Raw genomic sequence first — 23,570 nt, 5'->3', positions numbered from 1 at the left:
GGTCCATCCGAACCGGATGGAGATCGGCCCCGACAAGCCGGGCCGATACGGTCACTATCGTCCGGTGAGTCAGCCTCCGCCGAGTCCCTTGTCGGGCACCTGCTCAGTCCGAGTCGAGTTGCCGAGCAGCCTGTACGAGGTCGCCGACACCGATGGCTCGGCGACCTTCGGTGGCGCCGACGACTGGTGGTTCGCGGTGGGGGCCGCGCGCACCTTCGCCCGTGACTACACCGACGTCGAGCTGCCGAATCCATTCGGGTTCAAGGACCGTGGGCGCTGGTTCTGGTGGGACGGCGCCGTCACTGGGGAGTCGCGGCTCGATGAGCCCGACGGCGAGCGGTACGTGAAGGAGTTCTTCGAGCGGCTGTTTCCGGGGATGCCGGTCATGCTGATCGACCTGCGGTAGCTACGCCGTTCGGCGGGGCTGCACATCGCCTCCGGTATCAGCCACGCCCCGGGTGTCGGCGTATGCGCACAGGCGCGCACCGCGACCTGCTGCCCCTTACGGATTCTCACGTTCAATGCTTGTCGCGTTATGCCTAGATTCCGCTGCGGCCTCGGTCACCTCGCCGATGCTCAGGTCACGCACGTCGACCCCCGCCGAGGTGATGGTCGTGGGCGTCGAAGACAGAACGGAGACGTATCAGGGCCTCCTCTTTTTCGCCTTCCTCTTCGTACCAGCCGTTGGCGACTTGCTCAGCGATCACGGCCTCGGGGGTGAATTCCTTCCCGAACAGGCAGTCGCCCACTGCGTAGTCGAAGCCGACGTCGTGGCTGAAACCGGCGTCCGTCAACGGGGTGATGCCGTTCTTTTCGCAGTAGGCGATTAGGCCCGCGGCGATATGCCAGGTGGTGCCATCGAACCAGAAGACACCGCTGGCGTGCGGGAGGGTGTTCTCGGAGGGCGTCTCGGTCAGGTTGAGGAACTCGTAGCTCTCGGGCTGGTTCGCGACCAGTGCCACCAACTCGTCGGGCAAACCCCGGAAGATTTCGGCCTGCCCGGCGTAGTCGCTGTCGTAGAAGTTCAGCGCGCTCTCGTGTTCGAAGGTCAGCAGTAGGACCTTGCCGTCGTCGGCGAAGAACCACCCCGACGACTGGCCACCGCCATCGTTCCACGCATACCGCGTGCCGCCTGGAACCTCGACCGAATCGATGTCATTCCACTGGTCGATGATCGCCGCCCGGCGACGAACCTCTTCGATCGGCGTTTGCTGCAAGTCCTCCCACACACCCATGCGCGAATCCTGTCATACGCCTGCCGCGCACCACGACGTCCACTGAGTGAAATCAAGTTCCGTAGCAGCGCAGCGTGATCCGAACACGCATTAGCCGGCGACGTGGCGTTCGACCAGATCGAGGAGGCTGAACGCCTCGCGGAGATCAGCTGGGGGTGTGCGGAGACGCTGGCGCTGGGCGGCCGCCGCTCTGCTCCGAGCACGGAGGGTGATCGATCCGATGACCCACCGTTGACCCATTCACCGCGACGGACCCCGAACGCTACGAGGTAAAAAGCCAGGTCAGCGCGATGAGCGTAGCTACGCGAGCTGGGCGAATACTCGATCTTGGCTTTTACACACCAGCGGTCGGGGGTTCGAAACCCTCCGCGCCCACCAAAAATTGCAGGTCAGATGTCTTTCACCAATATCACGGTGATGTGGCTTCGACCAGAACAGTGAACGCAAGGACGGGACGCCTGTTCGCCGCGTCTATTTCCGACATCAGAACCAGCACCTTTGAGGACGAGGCGCTCGCCCAGGTGGTGGCTCGTAGTCATCAGGCAGGGTCGAGCTCGGCCTGTTTTGTGGCTTGGGCTAGTAGTTGGGCTCGTGCGTCGAGTAGGGCGGGGTTGATTGCTTGATAGCCGCCTATAGCTGCGAAACACAGGAAAGCGAGCATGCTGATCCGATTGAGGTTGTCGGAGGTGACAGTCGCAATAATGCCTATGGACAGGAGTCCGAGTGGGTCACCCTTTCTGCCGAGATTGGGCTGAGCGAGCTGTGTAGCTGCGTGCAGCACGACTGAATCGGTGGGGACTGGGCCGGTGCGAGAGTGGTACGGACAGCTTGTGAACGTTGTTGTGGCCATAGGTCTTTCACAATTTCGCGAGCGCGGACGATGCGCTTCCTGTCGACTAGGGCGAGGACAAATCCGATCGTCGTTGAGACGGCCGCGCATGCTGGCAGCCCGGGTGTGGAAGTCTTGCCATCCCAGCTCAGTGCTACGAACGCACTGAAAAGCAGAGTCGAATAGATGGGCCAGCGCAGCCACCAGGGAGCAAGCTCGAATCTAGATTACACGAGCAAAGTGTAGTTGTGTAGCAAACTTCTTGGCGTTCGTGTCGGCCGCGTGGGCCTGTCAACGATCAGAGGTGCCCTCATTGACCTCTCAGCTCCGGGGTTCGCGGTGATGCCACCATGGCGCTGATTGCCAAGCGTGATTCCGCTCCCACCGTGCGGCCTGACTGCTTGGTGGCTTGGGTCATTGTCAGCGAGCGGTCCAATGCGACCGCCAGTTCGGCACCGGACCACCGCTGCGGTTTGCGCTGCGCTACCGGGTCCGGCGCATTCTCGGAGTATGCGAAGCGGGCCTGCTCCACCGCGAAGATCGACCGGGCCTAACTGTTCGGCGACTTGGCGTGCGGTCAGCGGTCGCCTAGTACGGCAAGGTCGGCGTCAGACCACCGCCGCATTCCACGTCGCCCAGCCACAGCAGCAGAGACTACTTTCTCCGGGCTGGGGTGTTGCTAGGACGGTATTTGGTGCGCGACCGCGTCACGCATGTCGGCGAGCAGTTGGGGTGTCTTGCCTGCCTGCAGGTCGCTGGTCTGTTCGGCGGTGAGCAGGGTGTCTCCGTAGACGGGGATGATGCTGTAGATGTGTTCGTCGCCGCGGTAGGTTGCGGCGAACAGATAGGTGCTGCCCACTGTGAGCGGTGTGTCGCCCTTGACGATGTAGGTGATGTTGTTTTTATCGTTATGGCCACCTTCCTGCTCAACGACGACATCACTTGCAGGTGTGCCTTTCAACGCTTGCAGGACTTTGACCTTGAACTGGGTGTTTGCTTGCCCGTACCGGATGATGACACCGGACTGTTCAGATACGGTGCCGACAAAGACGGCGTTCGCCAGCCCGGCAAGGCGCCGCAAGTCTTTGATATCGGTGGCGTAGTAGGGCACTACTTCACGTAGTGTCGGCACGGTGTCAAAAGGTGTCGGTGCTGCGGTGGGAGAAGACTGTGGTGAAGCCGAGGATTGTTGTGACGCAGTGCTGGACTGGGGTGAATGATCTTTTGTCGCTGGTTCGCTGCCGCACGAGACGAGGGTAATAACGCATACCCCGCCAAGTAAGAACCGTTGAACGACGCCATGAAAACGTGTCAAGGTTGTCGCTTTTAAGGGTGTGCTGCTGGCGTGTAGGAGCAGATTTTCCATCCCGAATCCCCCTTCTGCATATCTACCACATAATCACGTGTCAGTTCCGCTGCGCGTGGCAGGGTGCCGGTGTATTTCACCGTAATCGGTACGTACGCTCGATCTCCATCTAGGTGTGGTGTCGCGACTTTTGTCAATTCTGTACGCAAACCCATCAATTCGGCTGGGCCTTGATTGTCGCGCAACTTATCGTCGGGATGGGCTAGATCAGCGGCCATCGTCCCGCACGCCAAAAGCCGTGCACCCGTAAAGTCGTTCTTGCTGATTGCGGCACTAAACTCGTGCACTACCTGTGTTATCGCCACAACTGGGTCCGGCTCCTGGGTGCAACTGGTGACCAACATCGTCCCGGCCGCAATCCCCGTGATGCCCACAACTTGACGCAGCGCCCGTGCCGCTGCCAACGTGCTCCTAGTTATTGGTGAGGTGCTCTGGCCTGTCATTGCGAGCCGAATATTCTGCGAAGGAATGCACGCCGCTTCCCTTTGCGTACTTGTTGTTGGATTTTCTTTTGTCGTTGGCGTTCTTGCTGGTCGGATTCTTCTTTCCACTTCTTGAGACCTAAGTCGATTGGCTTATCGCCGGGTTTCCAATTTGCGAGTACGTCGCCGGTCACATTCAGCGTCCCGTCTGGCGACATGCCGATCGGCCAGTTCTGATTCCCATATTGTCCCCTTGATGGGGGCAATGTTCCTGCCTCCTCCTGGCGTTCGTGTTCAAGCAGGTGTTCGCGGCCTTGTCGCAGCAACTCTTGGACGACCTGCTGATCGTCCTCCGTCATCCAAGTGATATCGCTGGTGTATGAACTTTTGTCAGGTTCTAAGTCACCGGGCTCCATGCGATCACCCACCTTTCGCTCCATCTACGGTACCTCGTGCATCACGATATTTACGCCGTCTTTCCCGACCTGCTGGATGGCATCGACCATGAATTTTGTGCCCTGAGTAAACAGCACTTCGCTTTCGATTCCTTGATAGGCAGAATACTCGGCAATATGTTTTCCAGTCTGTGACGTTATTGTCATTACAATATTTCCCGGCAATGGCTTTATCATGTCGGTACTTGTGAAGGCATTTTCTGCCACGATCTGCCCAGGCTTGTATTTTGCAAGTATCTCGCCTGGATCGTGTGAGAATCCACGAACTACGGTTCCTATATAATTTGGCATTTTCGCCAAAGCTGCGCTGAGATTTGTTGCGAGTTCTTGTTGCCCAGTTGTCAAACTTTGGCCATCACGGAGCGCGCTATTGAGTGCCTTAAAGAAGTCATCGCCTGTGTACTTGGCGAGCGCTTCGACCTCCTTAGCAGTCAGCCCGATACCACGTACTGCGCGCAAAACATCGGCAACTTTGCGCACGGCGCCACCTACCCACTTAAGGAGTTTGGCGGCTGCGCCAGGTGCACCCATAGTGATGGCGAGTTCGAATGCTGTCGCTACGACTCGTTCGGCGGCCTTCTTGTAGTTTCCGGCGAACCAGTCGTCCCATCCAATGAGCTGGTTACCGGACTCATGCAGCAGTTGCAACCAGGCATCCCCAATGCTTGGGCTTCCGTTAGGTCCCAGGCCTACCAGCGGACCTAAGGCCTGCCTCAGAGCCGTGCGGGATATCCCGTCGTCGGTGTTGCCTATCGCCCGATAGAACATCTGGAGCGCTTCCCACAGCTCCTTGACATCCCCGCCTACCATTTGACCGGAGCTGCTAACAAAGTCCCAGGACTGCCGGGCAACTCCCGCACCAATGCAGCTACCATTGTCATTTGTTCCGAATGGGCACCAGAATTCTTGTAACGCTTTCGCCATATTCTGCGCGGCACATTGTTGAGTTGCGCCTTGAGTGCTTATTTGCTGGAGCATTTGTGCGTCGAGGGCTTGGGGGCCGTCTGGCAGCGGTCCGGAAGGGGCCATGAGCTGTCCGGGCACGCTATCGGAAAGACCTAGGTCATGCCCGAGTTCATGGCCGAGCACAGATTCCATACCGCCGGGTCCGGCGTCTTTCATGCGGGCCAGGTTGATCAGGATTTCGGCAGGGGAATCGTCATCACGACTGGTGTGACGGCCACCCCACCCCACGTTAGGGTCGTCGATGACCGAGATATTGAGTGTGACCGGCGAGTCGGCATCGTCTTGCGACTCCTGCCCCGAGCGGTTGTCATTGTCGTGTTGGTGGTCGCTTGACTTGTTCGAGGAATTGGAACTCGCCGGGACAATCTGAATGCCGCCTAGGTCGTTCCATTTCTTGGCCGCGTTGGCCACCTTTTGGGCGATCTCGGCCGGTGCAGAGTAGGTGATCTTCCCGTCAACTGCCGACGACATGCCCGAGATGTATTGGCAATCTCGCTCTTGTTCTTGCTTGTCTTCCCGGTTCGGGCTTGACGTCTGTGTCGGCGACTGCGTCGGCTGTTGACTGTGCGTGGGAGTCTGCGTCGGCCGTTCTGTGTGGGTTGGCTGTGTGGGTTGCTGCTGACTTGGTTGCTGCGGCTGTGGCGAGTTTTGTTGTGGCCCTTGATAATCAGGGTTAGACCGACCGGGTCCCTGGGTGTATCCGGGTGCGGTGGAGTAGTCGGGGATCTGGGTGCCGTGCTGGGGTTGCTGCGCGCCTTGTTGAGGCTGGCCGCCTTGCTGGCCTCCGGGTTGTTGCCCGGCTTGCGGGGCGCCGGAGTTGTAAATTGAGATCCCTGAGTTCTGGTCCAACGGGGGGAGGTTGTTGCCGCCCCGGTACTCGGGTTGCTGCGGTGGTAAACCGGGGGGTTGGAATTGCCCGCCGTTCATACCGCCATCGCCGGGGCCACCTGTGGGTCCGGTTGGGTCCGCGGCAGCGGTCTGGACGGTCGAAAAACCTGTGCCGGGCATCGTGTGGTCGCTGGCGATCTTCGCTCCGCCGATGACGAGCGTCGTGATGGCCACCATCGCCGATACCCTGCGCAAACCTGGCGACATGCGCCAACGATCGCTCGTAACCACGTGTAGATTCCCCTCCAAAATCCTTGCTGCATGCGACCCGTGCATGCAGCTGCTGCCAGGATCATGACAGACCGTCCCAGGTTATGTCCAGAGAACTGAGTAATGGCGGTGTTTGCTGAATCGAACTGACCGACCGAGTGGTGACGCTGAATTGATGAGTAACCTGTATCCACCTGGCAATATCGCGACCGCGGCGTCAACGCCGAATCGAGAGCACGGCAGGAATGCTGGCTTAGCTACTGATCTGACACCGCACGCGAGCCCCGGCGCCGATCGGTCGTCTCGGGTGGGAATGGAACCTGGTTGGGTTTGTTCGGTCCACCGCGCCCGCGCAGCTGTGTACCTGTCTCGATGAGTGCATCGTGGACGTACCCGTAGGAGTAGCCATCGGCAACAGCCGCGGCGCGGATGCGGGTACCGCCCTCACGGGCCGCTTTCAACGCCGCGCGTTCCTCGGTGCGTTGAGCCCCACGTATTTTCATTCTGGGCCGTGCCCATGCGCCAGCGCTTGCACCTCATGGATCGACCGCGGCGCGATGCGCAGCTGAAGGTTCTCTAATGCGGCGAATCGGAGCGTGATCGGCCCGGCACGCGTCGCCTACCACGCACTGGCCTGAGACGCTTTCGCCTGATCAAGAGTGGCCTAAAGACGTTGTAGAACAATCCAAATCGGCCGATGCTGGACTAGGCGTCAAATAGTTGTAGCCGGATAGCTTTCATTCGTCGGCAATGACCGGGGTTTGGTTCAAGGATCTCAGTCCAAGTCGGCGAGGACCTTGCGGGCGGCTTCGAGTTCGGCTTCGAGTGTGGCGACCCGGGCGGCCTGCTGGGAGCGTGCTTCCTCGATTACCGCGTCGATCGGGGTGGAGAGATCCTCGTGCAGTTCCTTGGCCGCGCGGGAGACGGCGGCGGCCGCGACGGCGAGGTTGCGGGCCAGATAGGTGCTGCCCTGCTTGAGCTCGGCGTGCCATTCGCCGTCGGCGGTACCGGTGACAGTGAGGGTCAGTTCGAGAGTCTTGGTCCGCTTGCCTGTCGCCTTTTTGGCCGTCGCCTTCGTCGGTTTCTCCTCGGCGGAAGTTTCAGAGGCCGACGCGTCGGGTGCTGGCATATCCCCAGGTGAGGTGATGTCGACAGGACTGATCGGGACGTCGGAAGTGTCGAGGTCGGTGTGCAACACTTCTGCCGCCAGAGTGTCTACAGTCATCGTCACAGTGAGCTCCTTCTGAAGTTCGCGCGCAGGGGCGGGCCGTAAGAATCATTAGAACACATGTTCGATACCCTGGGACAACTTGCCTCGCGCACCAACTCATCGCCGGCAATCACTCTGGGGTGGCTGGGTTCAGTCGAACCGTCCCGCGCCCGCCCCGTCAGCACTAGTTAGCAGGCAAACGTCTCGGCGTTGCCCGTCAGCAACCTTCCGTTTTGGTGCCGGATGCTGCCCCTCGCCCGTTTGTCGATCATCGTCAGCGACATTTCCGCAGATGTGGCATCTGTGTGCGACCAAGTCCTCTGGTGTGTTGTCGGATGTCGCTCCCTGTGCTGGTCGGTATCGCGCCAGGAACGTTTCCTGTAGCTATGCTGGCGTCCTTTTGCTCTGAACTGCAGTCACCTCGGCAAAGTTCGCGATCTTGAAGGCGCAAACTATGACGACACGGTCTCGGTGTTGACAAGAGAGTGTCTCGGCCTTAGATTCTCCAGCATTGCCATGTGATGTGTTTTCGCAGGAAAATACAACTTGCAACATTATCTATGGCGAGGGGATTCGAACGGGGGTCCGGCCCACATGGGGCAGGACGAAACACGGAGGGGTTCAGTTTCATGAAGTTGCCAGATCTGGCGCGTCGAAGCTGTGTCACTGCCGTCGCAACATCAATGGCAGTTGCGACAGGGATCTTGATCGGCGCGTCTGGCGCCGCCGCTGATCCGCAGGGGATGCCGGACCAGTACCAGCAGTTCGTGACAGACGATGGCTGGACGGTTGGCTTGACGTTGACCAACGAGGTCATCGATCACATCGACAACATCGCGGGTGCGAGCAACTCCTGGCAGGCGCGGGTGTCCTACCGCGCCGAGGCCACGATCACCGGCAATGGCGGTGCTGTGATCCAGGATGCGCAGCTCGAGACGGGGTATTTCGTAGGTTGCCGCACCGACTCCTCGTCGGGGGTGGAGTTGGGCGGTGACCTCGGTCTAACGCTGAGCCAGCAGGTGTTCGGGCAGGGCTATGGCGGCGGTTACGGCCAGGGCAGTCAGAGCGGTGGTGGCGGCGGTGGCTTCGGCGGTGTGTCCGGTGGTGGCTCGCTCGGCGCCCAGGAGCACATCGGCGGCTACATGCGTGTCCTGCTCAAGCCGGGTGGTTTGGCTCAGCTGCCGATGGACCGCATCAACTTCCGGAACATGCGTGCGGTCTCGCAGGTGCGCAACCAGAACGTCGAGGCCGACGGCTGCGGTGGCCAGGTGAAGATCCAGTCCTTCGCGACATTCCGGATCCGCACCGAGAACGGCAACGACACCCAGACCATCTACGGCGAACCCAAGGATCTGTGATGACTACCCGCACTCGCGGTGCCGCGCTGATGGCCGCGCTGGCGTTCCTGTTTTCGATCGTGATGGGTGCTGCGCCAAGGGCTTTGGCGGACCCGATTCAGCCGCCGCCTCCGAAGCCGATTCCGTATCCGGTGGCTCAGCCCGATGATCTGCCACGGATCGCTCCGATCGGTGGGGCTCAGGTCAAGACGAACACGCCGTTGGGAATGGGACCCGGGACGGGACGGCCGTTGGCGGCGGGCCGCGAGCGCTCCAATGCCACGATCTCGCCCTCGCCCACCGATGGCACCCATTTGCCGACGGCCATCGCCGGTAAGGATGTCGTGCTGCACCTGCCGCAGGAGCGTGAGCTGACGCCAGCGCAATGGGGCGACGGTGGGTCCGCGACCTTTACCTCGCGTGACACCGACTACCGGATCTCCCCGTTCGCTGGTGGCGGAGCCGATGTGAACATCATCCGGCGCACCATTTTCACGCCGGAGAACTTCACCTTTGGCCTGCGGGTTCCCGAGGGGACCCACGTGCGCCAGGGCGCGAACGTGGTGTTGGTCGAGTCCGACGCCGCGCCGGGACTGCCCGCAACGACCATCGCCACGCTTTCGGTGCCGGTCGCGCGCGATGCAAAGGGCAATCCGGTGCAGGTGACGCCGGTGATCCACGGCGATTACATGTACCAACAGTCCAACCTGGCACTGGATCTCGGACCTGCGGATATCTTCGCGTTCCCGATCACGATCACCCTGTCGTACCGGGCCTCGTCGATTCCGGCGAGCGGGCAGCTCGCCACCGACTGGGAGGGGCTGCCGGAAGGTGGTGGGCCGCCCGAAGCGAAGAAGGCTGCTCAAATCATTGGTGCACCAGGCGATTACGTGGTGGACCCGGGCGGCTCCTACCGGCCCGCGAGCGTCGATCCGGTCCTGTACGGCCAGCGGCATGCTGACCGGTGCCTGTCCGGACCGAACGAATTCCGTTCGGAGGATGGACGATCGACCGATTTCTGGAGTTCGTGCCAGCGGCAGGCCATGTGCCTAGATGTCACGCCGGCGCAGATGTCGGTGGATGTGTGCAATAACCAGGCGTTCGCCAACATGTCGGCGCAGTGCACCGCCACCTTTGGGCAGACAGGTCCCGAGTATGACGCGTGCCTGAATGTGGCGAACGGACACTCGGTCTGGTCCAAGGCGAACCTGTTGGGTGGGTGGCTCTGCCAGCCGGTCGGTCCCGGCACCAATACCCGGTTCTTGCCATCCAACAACAACCGTTATTGCAGTTGACCGGTAGCAAAGAGGGGATCGCTATGACTCCGGATGAAGTCGCGTAGGACGCGTATACCCGCGAGTTTGTGACTACAGCTGGCTGCTGTGGCGATCGGTGTTGTGGCGATGGCTGGGTTGGCATCTGAACGCCAGCGCTCCCTCCGGGATTGGTGTGTTCGGGTTGCCCGCGCGGCGGCTGACGCACCGCTGAAACGACTAGAAAATAGAGACCTATCGATGACAGATCACGACGTTGCACAGCGGCATCGGACGCACCGAATCGGCTGTCGTCCAGAAACGGCTCCAGGTGCATAGAGACCGTTACGCTGATCCAATGATTCGGGCGACTCGATGGATGCTGGCCGCGATGTGCGCTGCAACGATGCTGGCTTCGGGGTGCTCGGCCGTCGTCGACGGTGACGCGATCGCCACTCCCGGCGAGGAGGGCAAGCGGCTTACCAACCCGAAATGCAATTCGGTGACGGTGCCGCTCATGGAAGTGCCGCTGGACAACGACTCCGAGCCGCGGGTAGAGGTTCCGCAGCCTGCGGGGTGGGAACGGGTCAAGCGCTTCGAGAGCGGAGTGGTGCGTATCTACCTGGCGGCCACGAATCTTCAGTCCAACGGGTTTGTGCCAAATGCGACGGTGGCCATCGCGAACCTCACCGGCAAGGCTTCCAATGAGGACGCCGCCTTCGCCGCCGAGCGTAGTGGGTTGGAGTCGTTCGGTGTCACGGATCTCGTTGAAGCCGCGGGCACTATCTGCGGGTATCCCTCGAAGACTTTGACTTATAACATGGGGCTTGGGCCCATCCCATCGCACCGGGTGACCACGACCCTTGTGGCGGTCAAGAACGGCAGCAAGGTTTTCACCATCGGAGTGTCGGTACAGGCGTTGGACGACACCGTGCGTGGATTTGACACCGGCCGCGAGACGATCCTCTCGGGGCTACAGGTCAGTCCGCCCGCTATATCCTGATATCTGTTTCCGGAGAAGCCCATTGGGCATCGATAACGGTGGTGTGCTCCGGTAGCCGGGGACGGTAGCTCTCATCCTCCGCCATGCGGTCGGCGACGCTGGCGTGAATCCAGGCGCCGTCGGGGATGCGGCGACGACGGAATGTCAGGAGTATCCAGAGCCAGCTGACCCGGTGAATCTCACCCATCGCATAGGTGGGTTCCACCGAGCAATACCGTTGATACTTCTCGGTGTTGAGCACCAAGCCATGTTCGGCGGCGCCTTCGATGACCCATTTGAGTGCGATATCGGAGAGTCTGTCGTCGTCGGGGTAGTCGCCACCGATATCCGAGTGGATACCGGCGAACCATGCCTCGTCAACGAGTCGTTGATCGCCAAGCGGTTTGATGAGGTACTCACGATACGGTCGGCGCTTCTCGTCGATCGACACCGCGTGCCGTCCGGCCGAGGCGTTGGGAACACTTGGCGCATAAGGCCATTGCATGCTTCGTTTGAAGATGCCGGGCGCACTCACCGTATCCCACAGGCCGAGATACGCGATGGGGATGGCGACCTTGCCGTCTTGGCGGCGCGCCAGGGTGCGTGTGAACGAATGCAGCTGGTCCCATCGATCGGGGGACCAGCGCGCGCACGACTGTGCGTACAGGCTGATGGCGTACGGCACCAGGTTTGCAGAACCGGGGCGCAGCATGCCCACCGAGTTGAGAAGCCCGGCAAGGCCTCTCGCGCAGAGCGCGCCTCGACTGAACCCGAAGATGAAGATGTGATCTCCGGGTTGCCATCGTTCGATCAGATATGTGTAGGCCTGCGCCAGCTTGGCCCGCAATCCGATCCCGAACGCGATACCTAGGATGCGAGAGACGAATTGGCTGACTGGGGCATAGGTGCCGATGGCGGGATCGGTGCCGACGCCCGGGTCGTAGTACGAGATCTGGCGGTCGGTCAGATCGTGGACCAGCATGTCGTAGCCGCGGACCACGTTCGTGTTTCCCGAGGCACGGATTTGATTACCCGTGCCGTCGAAACAGATGACGATGTTCTTGCCCATCGTCGGTCTGTTTTTAGTCGTCGCCGTCGTATGGCTTGGGGTCGTACACCGAGGGATGTGGATTCTGGTAGGCCACATGCTCCTCGTTCCACACGCCAATAACGGCGGGGGACACCTTGGGCAGCGGGCCGACGAGTTCGTTGCCGTTGTCGATACTCACCAGGAATTCGGGGGTGAAGTGCTGATCTTCGTCTTCCTGGTGTTGGTGTGCGCCCGCGGCACCCGGAGTCATCATGGTCGGCGGCTGGGCGATGCCCATGCCCTGCATCGGAGACGGCGCGGCCGCAAGTCCCATGCCTGCACCCGCGGTGTAGGAACCGGCGATGATCGGTCCGGCGGCGAGGGGACTGAAGTCGGACTCCTTGTCCTTGTCCTTGTTTTCGTCTTTGTTGGTGGTCGGCTTGCCCCACCGGCCGATGCCGTAGGTGCCCGGGACTGAGCCCGTATTTGGACCGGTCGCGGTGGTGCCGCCACCCGACGTTGGCCTGGTTCCGGCACCGCCGGCCGCGCCAGCTGCTGAGGCTGCGGCTGCCGCAGGTCCACCACCGCCTGCTCCGGAAGCACCACCTGCCGCACCCGCGGCGGCCGCCGCGGCACCGGCCGCACCAGACCCGCCACCGCTTGATGACTGCATCGGGTCCGCCAGGGCTGCTGCGGCCGCCGCACGCACCGAGGCTTCGTCGATGGGCTTGACCGTGTCGGGCTTGATGTCTTTGCCGCCGCCCCAGTCCGACGCGGCTTTGGTGATTGCGTTTACCGCCGAAGCATCGCCGAATTGCGGGGCCGCCGGGAGGGTCGGGAGCCCGGATGCGGCCTGCTGCGAAACGGGGGACCAGACGTTCCGCATGATCATGCGGGCCTCGTCTTGCTTCTGCTGGCCGAGCGCTTGATCGGCGAAATGCTGCTCCACCTGAGCTCGTGACGCCCCCGTCGTCAGTGGTTGCACCTCTACGGGGTCGGGCATGAGGCTCTTGATCTGTGTCATCGCCGTCTCGACTTCTTGAGGCTTGGTAGCCATGAGTGAGAGGCCGTCGCTGACTTGTTCGGCGTGGCTCTTGTAGTCCGAGATGCCCTGCTTAGCGGCCTCAGCGCCCTCGCCGGTCCACTGGGCACCTACCGCGGCATCAAAGGTGTGCTTGAAGTCGTCTAATGCCTTGCTGAATCCGGTGGCCAGCTTCTCCCAGTCCTTGGACGCCTCGATTGCCTTTCCAGGTTCGAAGGCGTCAGAAGCCGCTTTGATCTGCTTATGGGACCAGCTGTCGAAGCCTTCGGTCGGGACGTTGACGGACTCGGTTCCGCCGTCGATGTTCGAGCCGCGCTGACGCTGCCTCGCATAGACGACCTCGCGTTCGCGGTTTCCCCTGGTCCAGCCGTCTTCTTCTCCAGTCATGGCCGCTCCTTCATGTCGTGGCGTGCAACTAGCTCTTTAGGTTCAGACGTCGTACACGGCAATTCGGTTCCATCTTTTTTCGGAGATATCAAAGCGGGAAGTAGGGGAGAAGCGCGTCGATATTCGTGCGAACTGCTGTGATGCAGTCTGGGTACGGTGTGAAGTCCTCATGTGACGTACTTACGGCAACTCCATACACGCCGGAAGTTGCTGCGACGTTGATAACGCAGGAGTCTTTGTCCGGTGGTGTCCCTCGATAGGCGAAGAGTGCCTGTCGGCCACCGACTTCCAGATCCTGGTATCCCCACTGATTATTGGCTTTCTTGAGCATGTCCAGCGTGTAGTTCGAGGCTGCAATAGTAAGTAGATATCGAGTGCGCGAATAGTACTTGCAGAACACAGTCTCGATGTCCCCGTCAGTCTGGGTGTCGGGACGTGGTGGTTTCCTGTCCAGCTGCAGTTGCTCGACGGTGCTCTCGGGAATTTCCTTACACGGGTCAAAAGTGATGTGGACACGGCCTTTGGAGTTGGTCGGGAGTTGTGATGTCACGGCAGTCCCGGTGACGGGACTGGAACATCCCGCGATTACCAGAACGAGTGATGCCAAGAACGCGACGCGAGACACTCTGGTTGATCCTGCTAGCGGCCCTGCTGCCCAAAATTGTTCGCGTTGTTCGCGTCTGTCGCCTTGTAGCCCTTGCGGAGGGCGGCGAACAGGGTCTTCATCTCTTCGACTTGGTCGATGTGTGACTTGAACGTGTTGTCAGCGCTCGTCAGGCTGCCAGAGGCCTTCTGTTGAAAAGCCTGTGCAAGTGCGGCACCCGAGCTGAGTCTTGCCTCTGCGAACCCTAGGGGATATCCGGACAAGTCCTGTGCGTCTCGGCGAAGATCGTCGAGCGCCTGGACATAGTCGCCGCACGCGGCGATGATCGCATCGATCGCGCCGTCTTCTAGGTGTAGGACGAGCCGACCGTCCTTGGCGTTCTGTTTGAGGTTTTCCAACGACATAGATCCCCCTCAGGTCATGGCCGGTTTGGCCAGGTCAGATTCATCGTATGTGTATAAGACGTCGGACGGCCCGAATCGGTTCCATCGAATTTCGATGAAGTTTCGCCCGACTAATGCGCCGCCTACCCGCCCCAGCGTCTGCGCACTCCGGTGTACCGCCAGCCAAGCGCCGCCGCGGCCCACGTCACGATGAACAGCGCAACGATCACGTAACCCATCGCGGCCAGATCGAGCCCGCCCACCGCCGCCAGCGGCCCCGTCGTGATGTCCAGCTTCTCGGTGAGGATCGAAATGATCTCCTGCGCACCAATCAGCATCGCCACCGCCACCGACAGCCCGGTGACTACCAGGTTGTAGTAGATCTTGCGAGCGGGCTGCTGAAATGCCCAGTCGTAGGCGAAATTCATCAGCGACCCGTCGAGCGAATCGAACAGCGACATCCCGGCGCTAAACAGGATGGGCAGCACCAGAATCGCGTACCAGGGCAGCCCCGTCACCGCGGCACCGCTGGCGATCACCAGTAGCGACACCTCGGTCACCGTATCGAAGCCCAGCCCGAACAGCAGACCCACCGGGTACATCTGCCACGGCTTGCGGATCGCCGTCATCAACCGCCCGAAAAGCCGGTTCAGCCCACCGCGATTGGCCAGCTCGCGCTCCAGCGCGGCCTCGTCGACCTCGCCGCCACGCATCCGCTGGGCAATCCGGTAGATACCGATCAGCGACACCAGATTGAGCAAGCCGATGAGCAACAGGAACGTTCCCGATACCGCCGTCCCGAACACGCCAGTCCACTGCTGCAGTGACGAGTGTTCGTCGGAAACATTGGCCGCCAACGCCTTAACGCCGAGCGCGAGCAGTCCGACCATGATGAACACGATCGACGAATGTCCCAGCGAGAACCAGAAACCCACCGACATCGGGCGCCGTCCATCGGCCACCAACTTGCGGGTGGTGTTGTCGATGGCCGCGATGTGATCGGCGTCGAAGGCATGCCGCATGCCCAGTGTGTATGCCGTGACACCCAGCCCGACACCGAAGACGCTGCCCTGCACCGTGAAATGCCCGGGAGCCACCAGGAGGAGCAGCATGCCCCAACCGAGGACATGTAGGGCGCCCACCGCGACGCTCATTCCGATAACGCTGCGCTTTTGACCTTCATCCAGGCGACGCCAGGCGGTGAGTATCGGCACGTTTGGGAGCCTAGACGACCGGCTTACCCATGCGCTCGCGTAATCGCATGTCCCAGATGAGAACGGCATAGGACAACGTCCATAGCTGCGTAGGCACCAGTCGATCGGCCACCCGCAGCGCGCCGAGCAATCCGTCAAAGCGCCGTTGGTCGCGCTCCGTCCAAGGCACCCGCAACAGCTCTCGGAACTCTGGAGGCAGAAACCCTTTGGTCGCAAACAGATTGAATCGTCCGGCCATCCGCAGCGGCCACGGCAGCATCTTGAACGACGCCACACCCAGCAGGTGCTCGCGTACCGGCGCATCGATGCGGAGCTCATCGAGCGAGCGCTTCCAGTAGTCGTTGAACGCATCCCGGTCGGGCGGCCACGCCTCGGGCCGCACCTGCAAGGCGGTGCCGATCCGAGCCCCGTCGCGATAGATCTCATCGGCCGTCGCATCATCGAGCGGACCGTGCAGCGCCTCGTGGGCCTGCACGTAGTACTGGTACAGGCACGCCGCGACCCACAGCTGCAGGTCCGGATCGAACGCGTTGTACTTCACCGGGCTCTGGGGCGTCGAACGCACCTGTCGATGCACGGCGTCGATACCCCGCTTGATGACCTCGCGGTCGGCGCGGTTGCCCATAGTCGCTACGGCCAGAAACGCGCCCGTGGTGCGTGCGCGTTTGAACGGGTGCTTGTAGACGTTGCCGCTGTCGACGGGGCTTTCCAACACTCCATACCCGACACCCGGATGGGACAGCTGCATGATCACGTTCGAGGCAGGCAACAGCAACGACGCCGGGTTGACCAGGTCGACAAGCCTGGCAGGGGAGTGCTTCATTGCACAGCAAATTCTATACAGTGACGACGTGTCGCGTCGAGGATCCCGCGCCGCGGGTATTGCCCTCGGCTACGCATTGGACCGGTGCTTCGGCGACCCGCAACGGTTCCACCCGGTCGCCGGGTTCGGCCAAGCCGCCGGGGCATTCGAGACGTTCACCTACCGCGACACCAGGCTCGCAGGCGCCGTCCATACCTCTGCGCTGGTCACCGCCGTCACCGTCGCCGGATGGGCCGCCGAACGCGCGGCGCGTCGCTCCGAAACGGCCACCGTCGTCGTGACTGCCGCCGCGACCTGGGCCACTCTCGGCGGGACCTCTCTGGTCCGGGTCGGCGCCCACATGTCGGAACACCTGTACGACAACGACATCGACGACGCCCGCGCGCTGCTGCCGTCCCTATGCGGCCGCGACCCGAGCCTCCTCGACGCAGCCGGCATCGCCCGCGCCACCGTGGAATCCCTGGCAGAGAACACCTCCGATGCGCACACCGGCCCGCTTGTATGGGCCGCGATCGCCGGCGTGCCCGGGCTGCTGGCCTACCGTGCGGCCAACACCCTGGATGCGATGATCGGCCACAAATCGGCCAGATACCTGCGATTCGGTTGGGCGGCAGCACGGTTAGACGACTTGATGAACCTGTTGCCCGCCAGGATCACCGCGCTGGTCACGGCAGGTGCGGCTCCGTTCCTCGGCGGCTCGGCGGTCGCCGCGCTGCGCGTGTGCCTGCGTGACGGACAAAGCCATCCCAGCCCCAACGCCGGTGTCGCGGAAGCGGCATTCGCGGGAGCTCTTGGCGTACGCCTCGGCGGCCCCGTCCGATACCCGTACGGCGAGGAGATACGTCCCACCCTGGGACGCGGCATCGCCCCCAGAACTGGTGATGTGCATGAGGCGGTGCGGCTTTCGCGTGCTGTCCAGAATGTGACGGCCGTCGCCGCGGTGATTGCGGCGCTGTGTCAGCGCCGACCGTAACGGTCGGCAATCCGCTCTTCAGTGGTCTGCAGCGCATTGGGTTTGGCCGCGGCGCGGCGCTGCTTGATCTCGGAGAACGCGAAGTATCCCAGTCCAATTGGCGCGAGAATTCCGAAGGCGATCCACTGGATGCCGTAAGACAGGAACGGCCCCGCATCCAACTGCGGCAGCGAGATGACCCCCAAGCCGCCCGGCTGATCTTCCGCCAGCTGCAGATAGGGCCCTGCCAACGGAATTTTCAGCAGTGTCGACACCTGGTCCGGGACGATCGAATACACCTGGTATTCGCCGTTTTCCATGAATGGCGCCTTCTCCGACTGCTGTTCGGACTCCCGCAGCCGCGCCGAGATGGTCACCTGCCCCGATGGTGCCGCGGGTATCGGGGGCGCGGCGGTGCCCTGCTCGGGCCGCGCATAGCCGCGGTTCACCAGAATCGCGGGTCCGCCGTCGACCTGGAAGACCGTCAGCGCCTCATAGGCCGGTTTGGCATCGACCACCCGCAAGCGGGCCAGCACCTGACGGTCCGGCAGATAATGACCGGTCGCCGTCACACGACGCCACTCGGAGTCCTCGGGCATCGAATAGTCAGGCCGGAGCTCGCCTTTCAGCGGCACCGGATCGGCGCTCACCGAGTGGGCGATGCGGTCGTTTTCCCGCGAGGTCTTGGTGTTCTTACCCAGCTGCCATGGCGCCAGCACCGTGAAACACAGATATGCGAATGCGATGACCACCAGCGCCAAGGCAATCCAGCCAGGACGCAGCAGAAACGCGAGCCGACGCATCAGGTGTTCTCACGCTCCGCGAGCGACTTGTCGACCCACTCGTGCAGACCGGGCATCGCTGCTTCGATCACCGAGAGCACGTCGACAAAATCGTCGCGGTTGCCGTAGTACGGGTCCTCGACATCCAGAGCCGCCCGGCTGGCCCGCGGATCGAACGACCGCAGCAACCGCACCCGCTCGGGGTCAGCGCCCAAATGCAGCAGCATCCGGGAGTGGTTGCGCGCCAAGGCAATAATGAGATCAGCGCTCAGATGATCGTCGTCCACCTGGGCCGCACGGTGATCCGTTGGATAGCCGTGTTCGGCCAGCACGCTGACAGCGCGTTCGTCGGCGGGATTCCCGGCATGCCAGTCTCCGGTGCCGGCACTGGTCACCCGGACTCGATCGCCAAGACCTCGCTCGGCCAGCTGATGGGCCAGCATCTTCTCGGCAATCGGAGAGCGGCAGATGTTTCCGGTGCACACGAAGGTGACGTGAAGACCGTGAGATTCAGACATGAAGCTCCTCCCGCAGCTCCTGCGGGGTGCCCACCCGCCCGATGATCCACCGAGAAAGATCGCCGGAGCTCACCGCCTCATCATCGAAATCGGTTGCTCCATAACCCCAGTCGACGATCACGGTGCCGATACCGTGCGCGGCCGCGCCCTCGACATCGTGCACCCGGTCGCCGACCATCACCACACCGACCGAAGGAACCTCGTCCAACTGGGACAGCGCGTGCGCGATCACTTCGGCCTTACCGGACCGGGCGCCGTCCGGGCTCGCCCCGGCAATCACCTCGAAGAACTGGGTGAGCTCGAAGTGGTCCAGGATGCGGCGTGCGATCGGTTCGGACTTGGACGTCGCCACCACCATCGGTACCCCGGCGGCCTGCAAACCGCTCAGGACCTCGCGGACACCGTCGAACATCTCATTGACGGCCCATCCACGTTCGCCGTAGTCGGCGCGGTATGCCGCTATCGCGTCATCGGCCCGGTCGCCAAGCCCCATCGAGCCAAGTGTGACGTGCATCGGTGGTCCGACCACCCGAGACGTGAGGTCGCCAGCGGGCTCGGGAGCTCCGACGTGGCTGAGCGCATGACGGAAACTCGAGACGATTCCCGGTGCTGAGTCGGTCAAGGTGCCGTCGAGATCGAAGATCACCAGCATCGGAGGAGCCACCCCCCTACATTAGTGTCGAGACATGAATGGGCACGGGACAGGTAGCCGAGCAGCGCGCTACCACGGCGACCAGGCGCTGACTCCCGGCGTCCTGGACTTCGCTGTGAATGTGCGCGCTGCCGCGCCGCCGCCGTGGCTGCGTGAACGGCTCGCGGCCCGCCTCGACGAGTTGGGCAGTTACCCGCGCCGTGCCGACGAGGAACGCGCAATCTGCGCGATCGCCGACCGTCACGGCCGCCCGATCGATGAGGTGCTGCTGCTGGCCGGAGCCGCCGAGGGCTTCGCGATGTTGCCCCGCCTGAATCCGCGGCGGGCGGCGGTGTTCGCGCCGGGCTTCACCGAGCCTGAGGCCGTCCTAGCCGAGGCCGGTATCCCGATCGACCATGTGGTGCTGCCGCCACCGTTCGCGATCGATTGCGCGGCCGTGCCCGAGGACGCCGATCTGGTGGTCATCGGTAACCCCACTAATCCGACCTCTGTGCTGCACTGTCGCGAGGACCTGCTGGGGCTGGGTCGCCCTGGACGGATCCTGGTGATCGACGAGGCCTTCATGGATGCTGTGCCCGGCGAGCCGGAGTCGTTGGCGTCACTGCGGTTGTCCGGCCTTGTGGTGCTGCGCAGCCTGACCAAGACGTGGGCGCTCGCCGGATTGCGCGCCGGCTATGCGGTGGGTGATCCCGAGGTGTTGCGAAGGCTTGCGCTTGGGCGTGCGCATTGGCCTTTGGGCACACTGCAACTCGAAGCCCTTGCGGCCTGCAACACCCCAGAGGCGGTGGAGCACGCAGCGCTGGACACGGAGCGTCTCGTCGACACACGGAAGCAGCAGGCCGAGGCCCTGTGTGGATTGGGGTTGGCTGTCACCGCGGGATCCGCGCCGTTCCTGCTGGTGGCTGTGCCCGATGCGGAGCTGATGCGCAAACACCTGGCGATGAAGAACATCGCTGTCCGCCGCTGCGACACCTTCGTGGGTCTGGATGGGAACTATCTGCGGGTCGCGGTGCGATCCGAATGGCCGGAGCTGGTGGAAGCGATGAAGGAGATTCTCTAGTGGGTGTGCGGCTCGCGGACATCATCGGCGTGCTCGACGGAGCGTATCCGCCGGCGCTTGCCGAATCCTGGGATTCGGTGGGCTTGGTCTGCGGCGACCCTGACCAGCAGATCGATACGGTGACCATCGCCGTCGATGCGACGGCGTCTGTACTCGACGAGATGGACAGCGCTGCAACCGGTTCGCATCTACTGTTGGCGCATCACCCGCTGCTGCTGCGCGGTGTGGACACGGTGGCAGCCAGTACGCCGAAGGGCGCCCTGATCCATCGTCTCATCCGGTCGGGCGGCGCGCTCTTCACCGCGCACACCAACGCGGACTCGGCGAGCCCCGGTGTATCCGACGCCCTTGCCGAGGCCCTCGGGCTGACGGTGACCTCGGTACTGTCGCCGCAGCTCGCCGCCTATGATAAGTGGGTCGTGTTTGTGCCCATCGCATCCGCGGATGCGGTGCGCCGCGCGATGTTCGATGCCGGAGCAGGCCACATCCGCGACTACTCCGACTGCTCGTGGAGTGTCACGGGCACCGGCCAGTTCCGGCCGTTGGAGGGTTCCGATCCGACCATCGGCACGCATGGTGTACTGGAGCAGGTCGTCGAGGACAGGGTGGAAATGGTTGCCCCGTCGCGATTGCGGTGCGGGCTGTTCGCCGCGATCCGGGCCGCCCATCCCTACGAGGAACCCGCCATCGACGTGCTGCCGATGGCCCCCGCACCGGCAGGCACGGGTCTGGGCCGCGTGGGTGTGCTGACTACACCGGAGCCCCTACGTGACTTCGTATCCCGTGTCGGCGCCGCGCTTCCCGAAACCGTGTGGGGAACCCGAGCGGCAGGCGATCCGGATGCGGTGATCGAGACCGTCGCCGTCTGCGGCGGCGCGGGTGACTCTTTGTTGAGCACTGCCGTCGGATCGGGGGTTGACGCGTATGTCACCGCAGACCTGCGGCACCATCCCGCGGACGAGCATGCCCGGGCAAGTAGTGTTGCCCTGGTCGACGTAGCCCACTGGGCCAGCGAGTTTCCGTGGTGTGCGCAGGCGGCACGGGTGCTCGACGCCGAATTCGCGGAGAAGCTCACGACCCGGATATCACCGATACGTACCGACCCGTGGACGCTGGGTGGCCCAGAGAAGGAAGTAACAGTATGAAAGCCGTTGCAGCGCAACAACGTCTACTGGTCGATTTGGCCTCGGTGGACGCCGAACTGACGCGCATCGCGCACCGGCGGGCGAATCCGTTGGAACGTCAGGAACGCGAGGAGTTGCAGGCGCAGCAGCGGCCCATTCTCGACGAGGTGGGTGCACTCGGCCTCGCGCTGGAGGACCTGGATGCCAAGGTGGCCAAGCTGGACGCCGAGGTGACCGCTGTCCGGCAGCGGGAGGATCGGGACCGCTCGTTGTTGGCCTCGGGGAGTGTGAACCCGAAGGAACTCACTGAGATTCAGCATGAGCTCGACACCCTGGAGCGTCGCCAGTCCAGCCTGGAGGATTCCGAACTGGAGTTGATGGAGCGCCGTGAGGAGCTCCAGGCTCAACAGGTCTCGGCACAGGCGAATGCCGACAAGGTCGCCGAGAGGATCGCGGAAATCGAACGGATCCAGCGTGCGGTCGACATCGACATAGACGCCGAGGAAAACCGTTCCCGACAGCGACGTGACGGTCTGATGGCCTCAATTGATGGTCCGTTGCTGGAAACCTATGAACGCCAACGTCGTTCGGGTGCTCCGGGCGCGGGATTGCTACAGGGCAATAAGTGTGGCGCCTGCCGCATTGAGCTGGATCGCGGTGAGCTGGCACGGATCTCGACGGCCGACGCCGACGAGGTACTGCGGTGCCCCGAGTGCGGCGCGGTCCTGGTACGTCTGTGAAGGTTCTTGTCGAGGCTGATGGTGGTTCGCGTGGCAACCCGGGATTGGCCGGGTATGGCACGGTGGTGTTCGCCCCGGATCACGAGACGGTATTGGGGGAGGCGTGCGAGGCGATCGGTCACGCGACCAACAATGTGGCCGAATACCGCGGTCTGATAGCGGGACTCGCCGAGGCGGCACGGCTCGGCGCCACCGAGGTGAGCGTCTCGATGGACTCCAAGCTCGTTGTCGAGCAGATGTCCGGCAGGTGGAAGGTCAAGCATCCCGACCTCATCACTTTGTACCGGCAGGCCGTCACTGCGGCCATGCAGTTCGAATCGGTCAATTACAAGTGGATTCCGCGAGAACGCAATAAGCACGCCGACCGGCTGGCCAACGAGGCGATGGACCGCGCCAGCGGCATCGAACCAAAGCAGCCGAAGAAGTCCAAGGAAGCCGCAGAGCCCAAGGCCAAGCCGGCTGATACCGCACCGGGCTGGACCGGGGCGCGCGGCAAGCCCACTCGGATGCTGTTGTTACGCCATGGGCAGACGGAACTTTCGGTGCAGCGCCGCTACTCGGGACGCGGAAACCCCGAGCTGACGGAACTTGGTCGCGAGCAGGCCGCAATGGCAGCGCGATACCTCGCAGGCCGCGGCGGCATCTCGGCCGTCATCAGCTCACCATTGAGTCGCGCCCGCGAGACTGCGGCCGCGGCCGCCGATGCGCTTGGGGTTCCGTACACCGTCGATGACGATCTGATCGAAACAGACTTCGGTACATGGGAGGGTTTGACGTTCTCCGAAGCGGCCGAACGTGATCCGGAGCTGCACGGCCGCTGGCTCAGCGATACCTCGGTGATTCCGCCAGAAGGGGAGAGCTTCGACACCGTGCACCACCGGGTGCGGCGGGCCCGCAACCGGATCATCGCCGAGCACGGTGGCGCAACGGTTTTGGTGGTCTCTCATGTCACGCCCATCAAGACGCTGCTGCGCCTGGCGCTCGACGCCGGGCCCAGTCTGTTATACCGGCTGCACCTGGATTTGGCCTCGCTGAGCATCGCCGAGTTCTATTCGGACGGGCCGGCATCGGTCCGACTGATGAACGAGACGTCGTACTTGACTTAG

At 62.6% G+C, this 23,570-nt stretch carries 24 protein-coding genes; 9 read left to right on the top strand and 15 right to left on the bottom strand.

Annotated elements, in window-relative coordinates; translation table 11 throughout:
• The first annotated feature begins 64 nt into the window (after positions 1-64).
• Positions 65-406, top strand: a complete 342-nt coding sequence (locus MLB1_RS19630) for a hypothetical protein (protein WP_371750656.1) — start codon at positions 65-67, stop codon at positions 404-406.
• A 175-nt stretch (positions 407-581) separates the two neighbouring features.
• Here the strand turns inward: MLB1_RS19630 and MLB1_RS19625 are convergent, their stop codons facing one another.
• The 6 genes from MLB1_RS19625 to MLB1_RS19600 form a co-directional block, all read right to left on the bottom strand.
• Positions 582-1,235: a hypothetical protein gene (locus MLB1_RS19625; RefSeq protein WP_180751513.1), complete on the bottom strand. Its 654-nt coding sequence runs from the start codon at positions 1,233-1,235 to the stop codon at positions 582-584.
• 1,508 nt (positions 1,236-2,743) lie between these two features.
• Positions 2,744-3,196, bottom strand: a complete 453-nt coding sequence (locus MLB1_RS19620; RefSeq protein WP_180751512.1) for a hypothetical protein — start codon at positions 3,194-3,196, stop codon at positions 2,744-2,746.
• A gap of 673 nt (positions 3,197-3,869) precedes the next feature.
• Positions 3,870-4,280, bottom strand: a complete 411-nt coding sequence (locus MLB1_RS19615; protein WP_180751511.1) for a hypothetical protein — start codon at positions 4,278-4,280, stop codon at positions 3,870-3,872.
• 12 nt (positions 4,281-4,292) lie between these two features.
• A complete protein-coding gene (locus MLB1_RS19610) occupies positions 4,293-6,338 on the bottom strand; it encodes an ADP-ribosyltransferase (protein ID WP_255486026.1) in 2,046 nt (681 codons plus the stop codon).
• Positions 6,339-6,628: 290 nt separating this feature from the next.
• Positions 6,629-6,874 (bottom strand): helix-turn-helix domain-containing protein, encoded by a 246-nt coding sequence (locus MLB1_RS19605; RefSeq protein WP_219603321.1) that lies wholly within the window; start codon positions 6,872-6,874, stop codon positions 6,629-6,631.
• 272 nt (positions 6,875-7,146) lie between these two features.
• Positions 7,147-7,500: a DUF6319 family protein gene (locus tag MLB1_RS19600; RefSeq protein WP_219603379.1), complete on the bottom strand. Its 354-nt coding sequence runs from the start codon at positions 7,498-7,500 to the stop codon at positions 7,147-7,149.
• Positions 7,501-8,210: 710 nt separating this feature from the next.
• Between MLB1_RS19600 and MLB1_RS19595 the strand changes: the two genes are divergently transcribed.
• The 3 genes from MLB1_RS19595 (at position 8,211) to MLB1_RS19585 (ending at position 11,174) form a co-directional block, all read left to right on the top strand.
• Positions 8,211-8,939 (top strand): MspA family porin, encoded by a 729-nt coding sequence (locus tag MLB1_RS19595; protein WP_180751509.1) that lies wholly within the window; start codon positions 8,211-8,213, stop codon positions 8,937-8,939.
• Positions 8,939-10,213 (top strand): hypothetical protein, encoded by a 1,275-nt coding sequence (locus tag MLB1_RS19590; RefSeq protein WP_180751508.1) that lies wholly within the window; start codon positions 8,939-8,941, stop codon positions 10,211-10,213. The genes MLB1_RS19595 and MLB1_RS19590 overlap by 1 nt, the downstream gene beginning before the upstream one ends.
• A gap of 364 nt (positions 10,214-10,577) precedes the next feature.
• The gene (locus tag MLB1_RS19585) at positions 10,578-11,174 is read left to right on the top strand and encodes an LpqN/LpqT family lipoprotein (protein WP_180751608.1); all 597 of its coding nucleotides are present in this window, start codon (positions 10,578-10,580) and stop codon (positions 11,172-11,174) included.
• Here MLB1_RS19585 and MLB1_RS19580 read toward each other — a convergent pair.
• The 6 genes from MLB1_RS19580 to MLB1_RS19555 all read right to left on the bottom strand — a co-directional run bounded on the left by MLB1_RS19580 (position 11,164) and on the right by MLB1_RS19555 (position 16,636).
• Positions 11,164-12,222 (bottom strand): DUF2235 domain-containing protein, encoded by a 1,059-nt coding sequence (locus MLB1_RS19580; RefSeq protein WP_180751507.1) that lies wholly within the window; start codon positions 12,220-12,222, stop codon positions 11,164-11,166. The genes MLB1_RS19585 and MLB1_RS19580 overlap by 11 nt on opposite strands.
• Before the next feature lie 13 nt (positions 12,223-12,235).
• Entirely contained in the window at positions 12,236-13,612 is a 1,377-nt protein-coding gene (locus MLB1_RS19575) for a PPE domain-containing protein (RefSeq protein ID WP_180751506.1), read from the bottom strand.
• Between the two features lie 88 nt (positions 13,613-13,700).
• Entirely contained in the window at positions 13,701-14,237 is a 537-nt protein-coding gene (locus tag MLB1_RS19570) for a DUF3558 domain-containing protein (RefSeq protein WP_180751505.1), read from the bottom strand.
• A 14-nt stretch (positions 14,238-14,251) separates the two neighbouring features.
• Positions 14,252-14,620, bottom strand: a complete 369-nt coding sequence (locus MLB1_RS19565) for a hypothetical protein (RefSeq protein ID WP_180751504.1) — start codon at positions 14,618-14,620, stop codon at positions 14,252-14,254.
• Between the two features lie 122 nt (positions 14,621-14,742).
• Positions 14,743-15,786 (bottom strand): HoxN/HupN/NixA family nickel/cobalt transporter, encoded by a 1,044-nt coding sequence (locus tag MLB1_RS19560; protein ID WP_219603377.1) that lies wholly within the window; start codon positions 15,784-15,786, stop codon positions 14,743-14,745.
• 37 nt (positions 15,787-15,823) lie between these two features.
• Positions 15,824-16,636 (bottom strand): oxygenase MpaB family protein, encoded by an 813-nt coding sequence (locus tag MLB1_RS19555; RefSeq protein ID WP_180751503.1) that lies wholly within the window; start codon positions 16,634-16,636, stop codon positions 15,824-15,826.
• A gap of 28 nt (positions 16,637-16,664) precedes the next feature.
• Here MLB1_RS19555 and MLB1_RS19550 point away from each other — a divergent pair, with 28 nt between their 5' ends.
• Positions 16,665-17,609, top strand: a complete 945-nt coding sequence (locus MLB1_RS19550; protein WP_180751502.1) for a cobalamin biosynthesis protein — start codon at positions 16,665-16,667, stop codon at positions 17,607-17,609.
• On the opposite strand, the gene MLB1_RS19545 is transcribed toward MLB1_RS19550, so the two are convergent.
• The 3 genes from MLB1_RS19545 to MLB1_RS19535 are packed head-to-tail and all read right to left on the bottom strand — an operon-like array spanning position 17,594 to position 19,540.
• Positions 17,594-18,391, bottom strand: a complete 798-nt coding sequence (locus MLB1_RS19545) for an SURF1 family protein (RefSeq protein ID WP_180751501.1) — start codon at positions 18,389-18,391, stop codon at positions 17,594-17,596. The genes MLB1_RS19550 and MLB1_RS19545 overlap by 16 nt on opposite strands.
• A complete protein-coding gene (locus MLB1_RS19540) occupies positions 18,391-18,888 on the bottom strand; it encodes a low molecular weight protein-tyrosine-phosphatase (protein WP_180751500.1) in 498 nt (165 codons plus the stop codon). The genes MLB1_RS19545 and MLB1_RS19540 overlap by 1 nt, the downstream gene beginning before the upstream one ends.
• Positions 18,881-19,540, bottom strand: coding sequence for an HAD-IA family hydrolase (locus MLB1_RS19535; RefSeq protein ID WP_180751606.1), 660 nt, complete (start codon positions 19,538-19,540; stop codon positions 18,881-18,883). Before MLB1_RS19535 ends, MLB1_RS19540 begins: the two co-directional genes overlap by 8 nt.
• A gap of 34 nt (positions 19,541-19,574) precedes the next feature.
• Between MLB1_RS19535 and cobC the strand changes: the two genes are divergently transcribed.
• The 4 genes from cobC to MLB1_RS19515 are packed head-to-tail and all read left to right on the top strand — an operon-like array spanning position 19,575 to position 23,570.
• Entirely contained in the window at positions 19,575-20,600 is a 1,026-nt protein-coding gene (cobC, locus tag MLB1_RS19530; protein WP_180751499.1) for an Rv2231c family pyridoxal phosphate-dependent protein CobC, read from the top strand.
• Positions 20,600-21,745, top strand: a complete 1,146-nt coding sequence (locus MLB1_RS19525; RefSeq protein ID WP_180751498.1) for a Nif3-like dinuclear metal center hexameric protein — start codon at positions 20,600-20,602, stop codon at positions 21,743-21,745. The genes cobC and MLB1_RS19525 overlap by 1 nt, the downstream gene beginning before the upstream one ends.
• Complete coding sequence (locus tag MLB1_RS19520; protein WP_180751497.1) at positions 21,742-22,464, top strand: C4-type zinc ribbon domain-containing protein; 723 nt, start codon at positions 21,742-21,744, stop codon at positions 22,462-22,464. Before MLB1_RS19525 ends, MLB1_RS19520 begins: the two co-directional genes overlap by 4 nt.
• Complete coding sequence (locus tag MLB1_RS19515; protein WP_180751496.1) at positions 22,461-23,570, top strand: bifunctional RNase H/acid phosphatase; 1,110 nt, start codon at positions 22,461-22,463, stop codon at positions 23,568-23,570. The genes MLB1_RS19520 and MLB1_RS19515 overlap by 4 nt, the downstream gene beginning before the upstream one ends.

The organism is Mycobacteroides sp. LB1, from assembly GCF_013449725.1.
In the GTDB taxonomy this organism is placed as follows: domain Bacteria; phylum Actinomycetota; class Actinomycetes; order Mycobacteriales; family Mycobacteriaceae; genus Mycobacterium.
The sequence above is the reverse complement of the archived record's forward strand: the minus strand, read 5'-3'. Positions and strand labels throughout refer to the sequence as shown.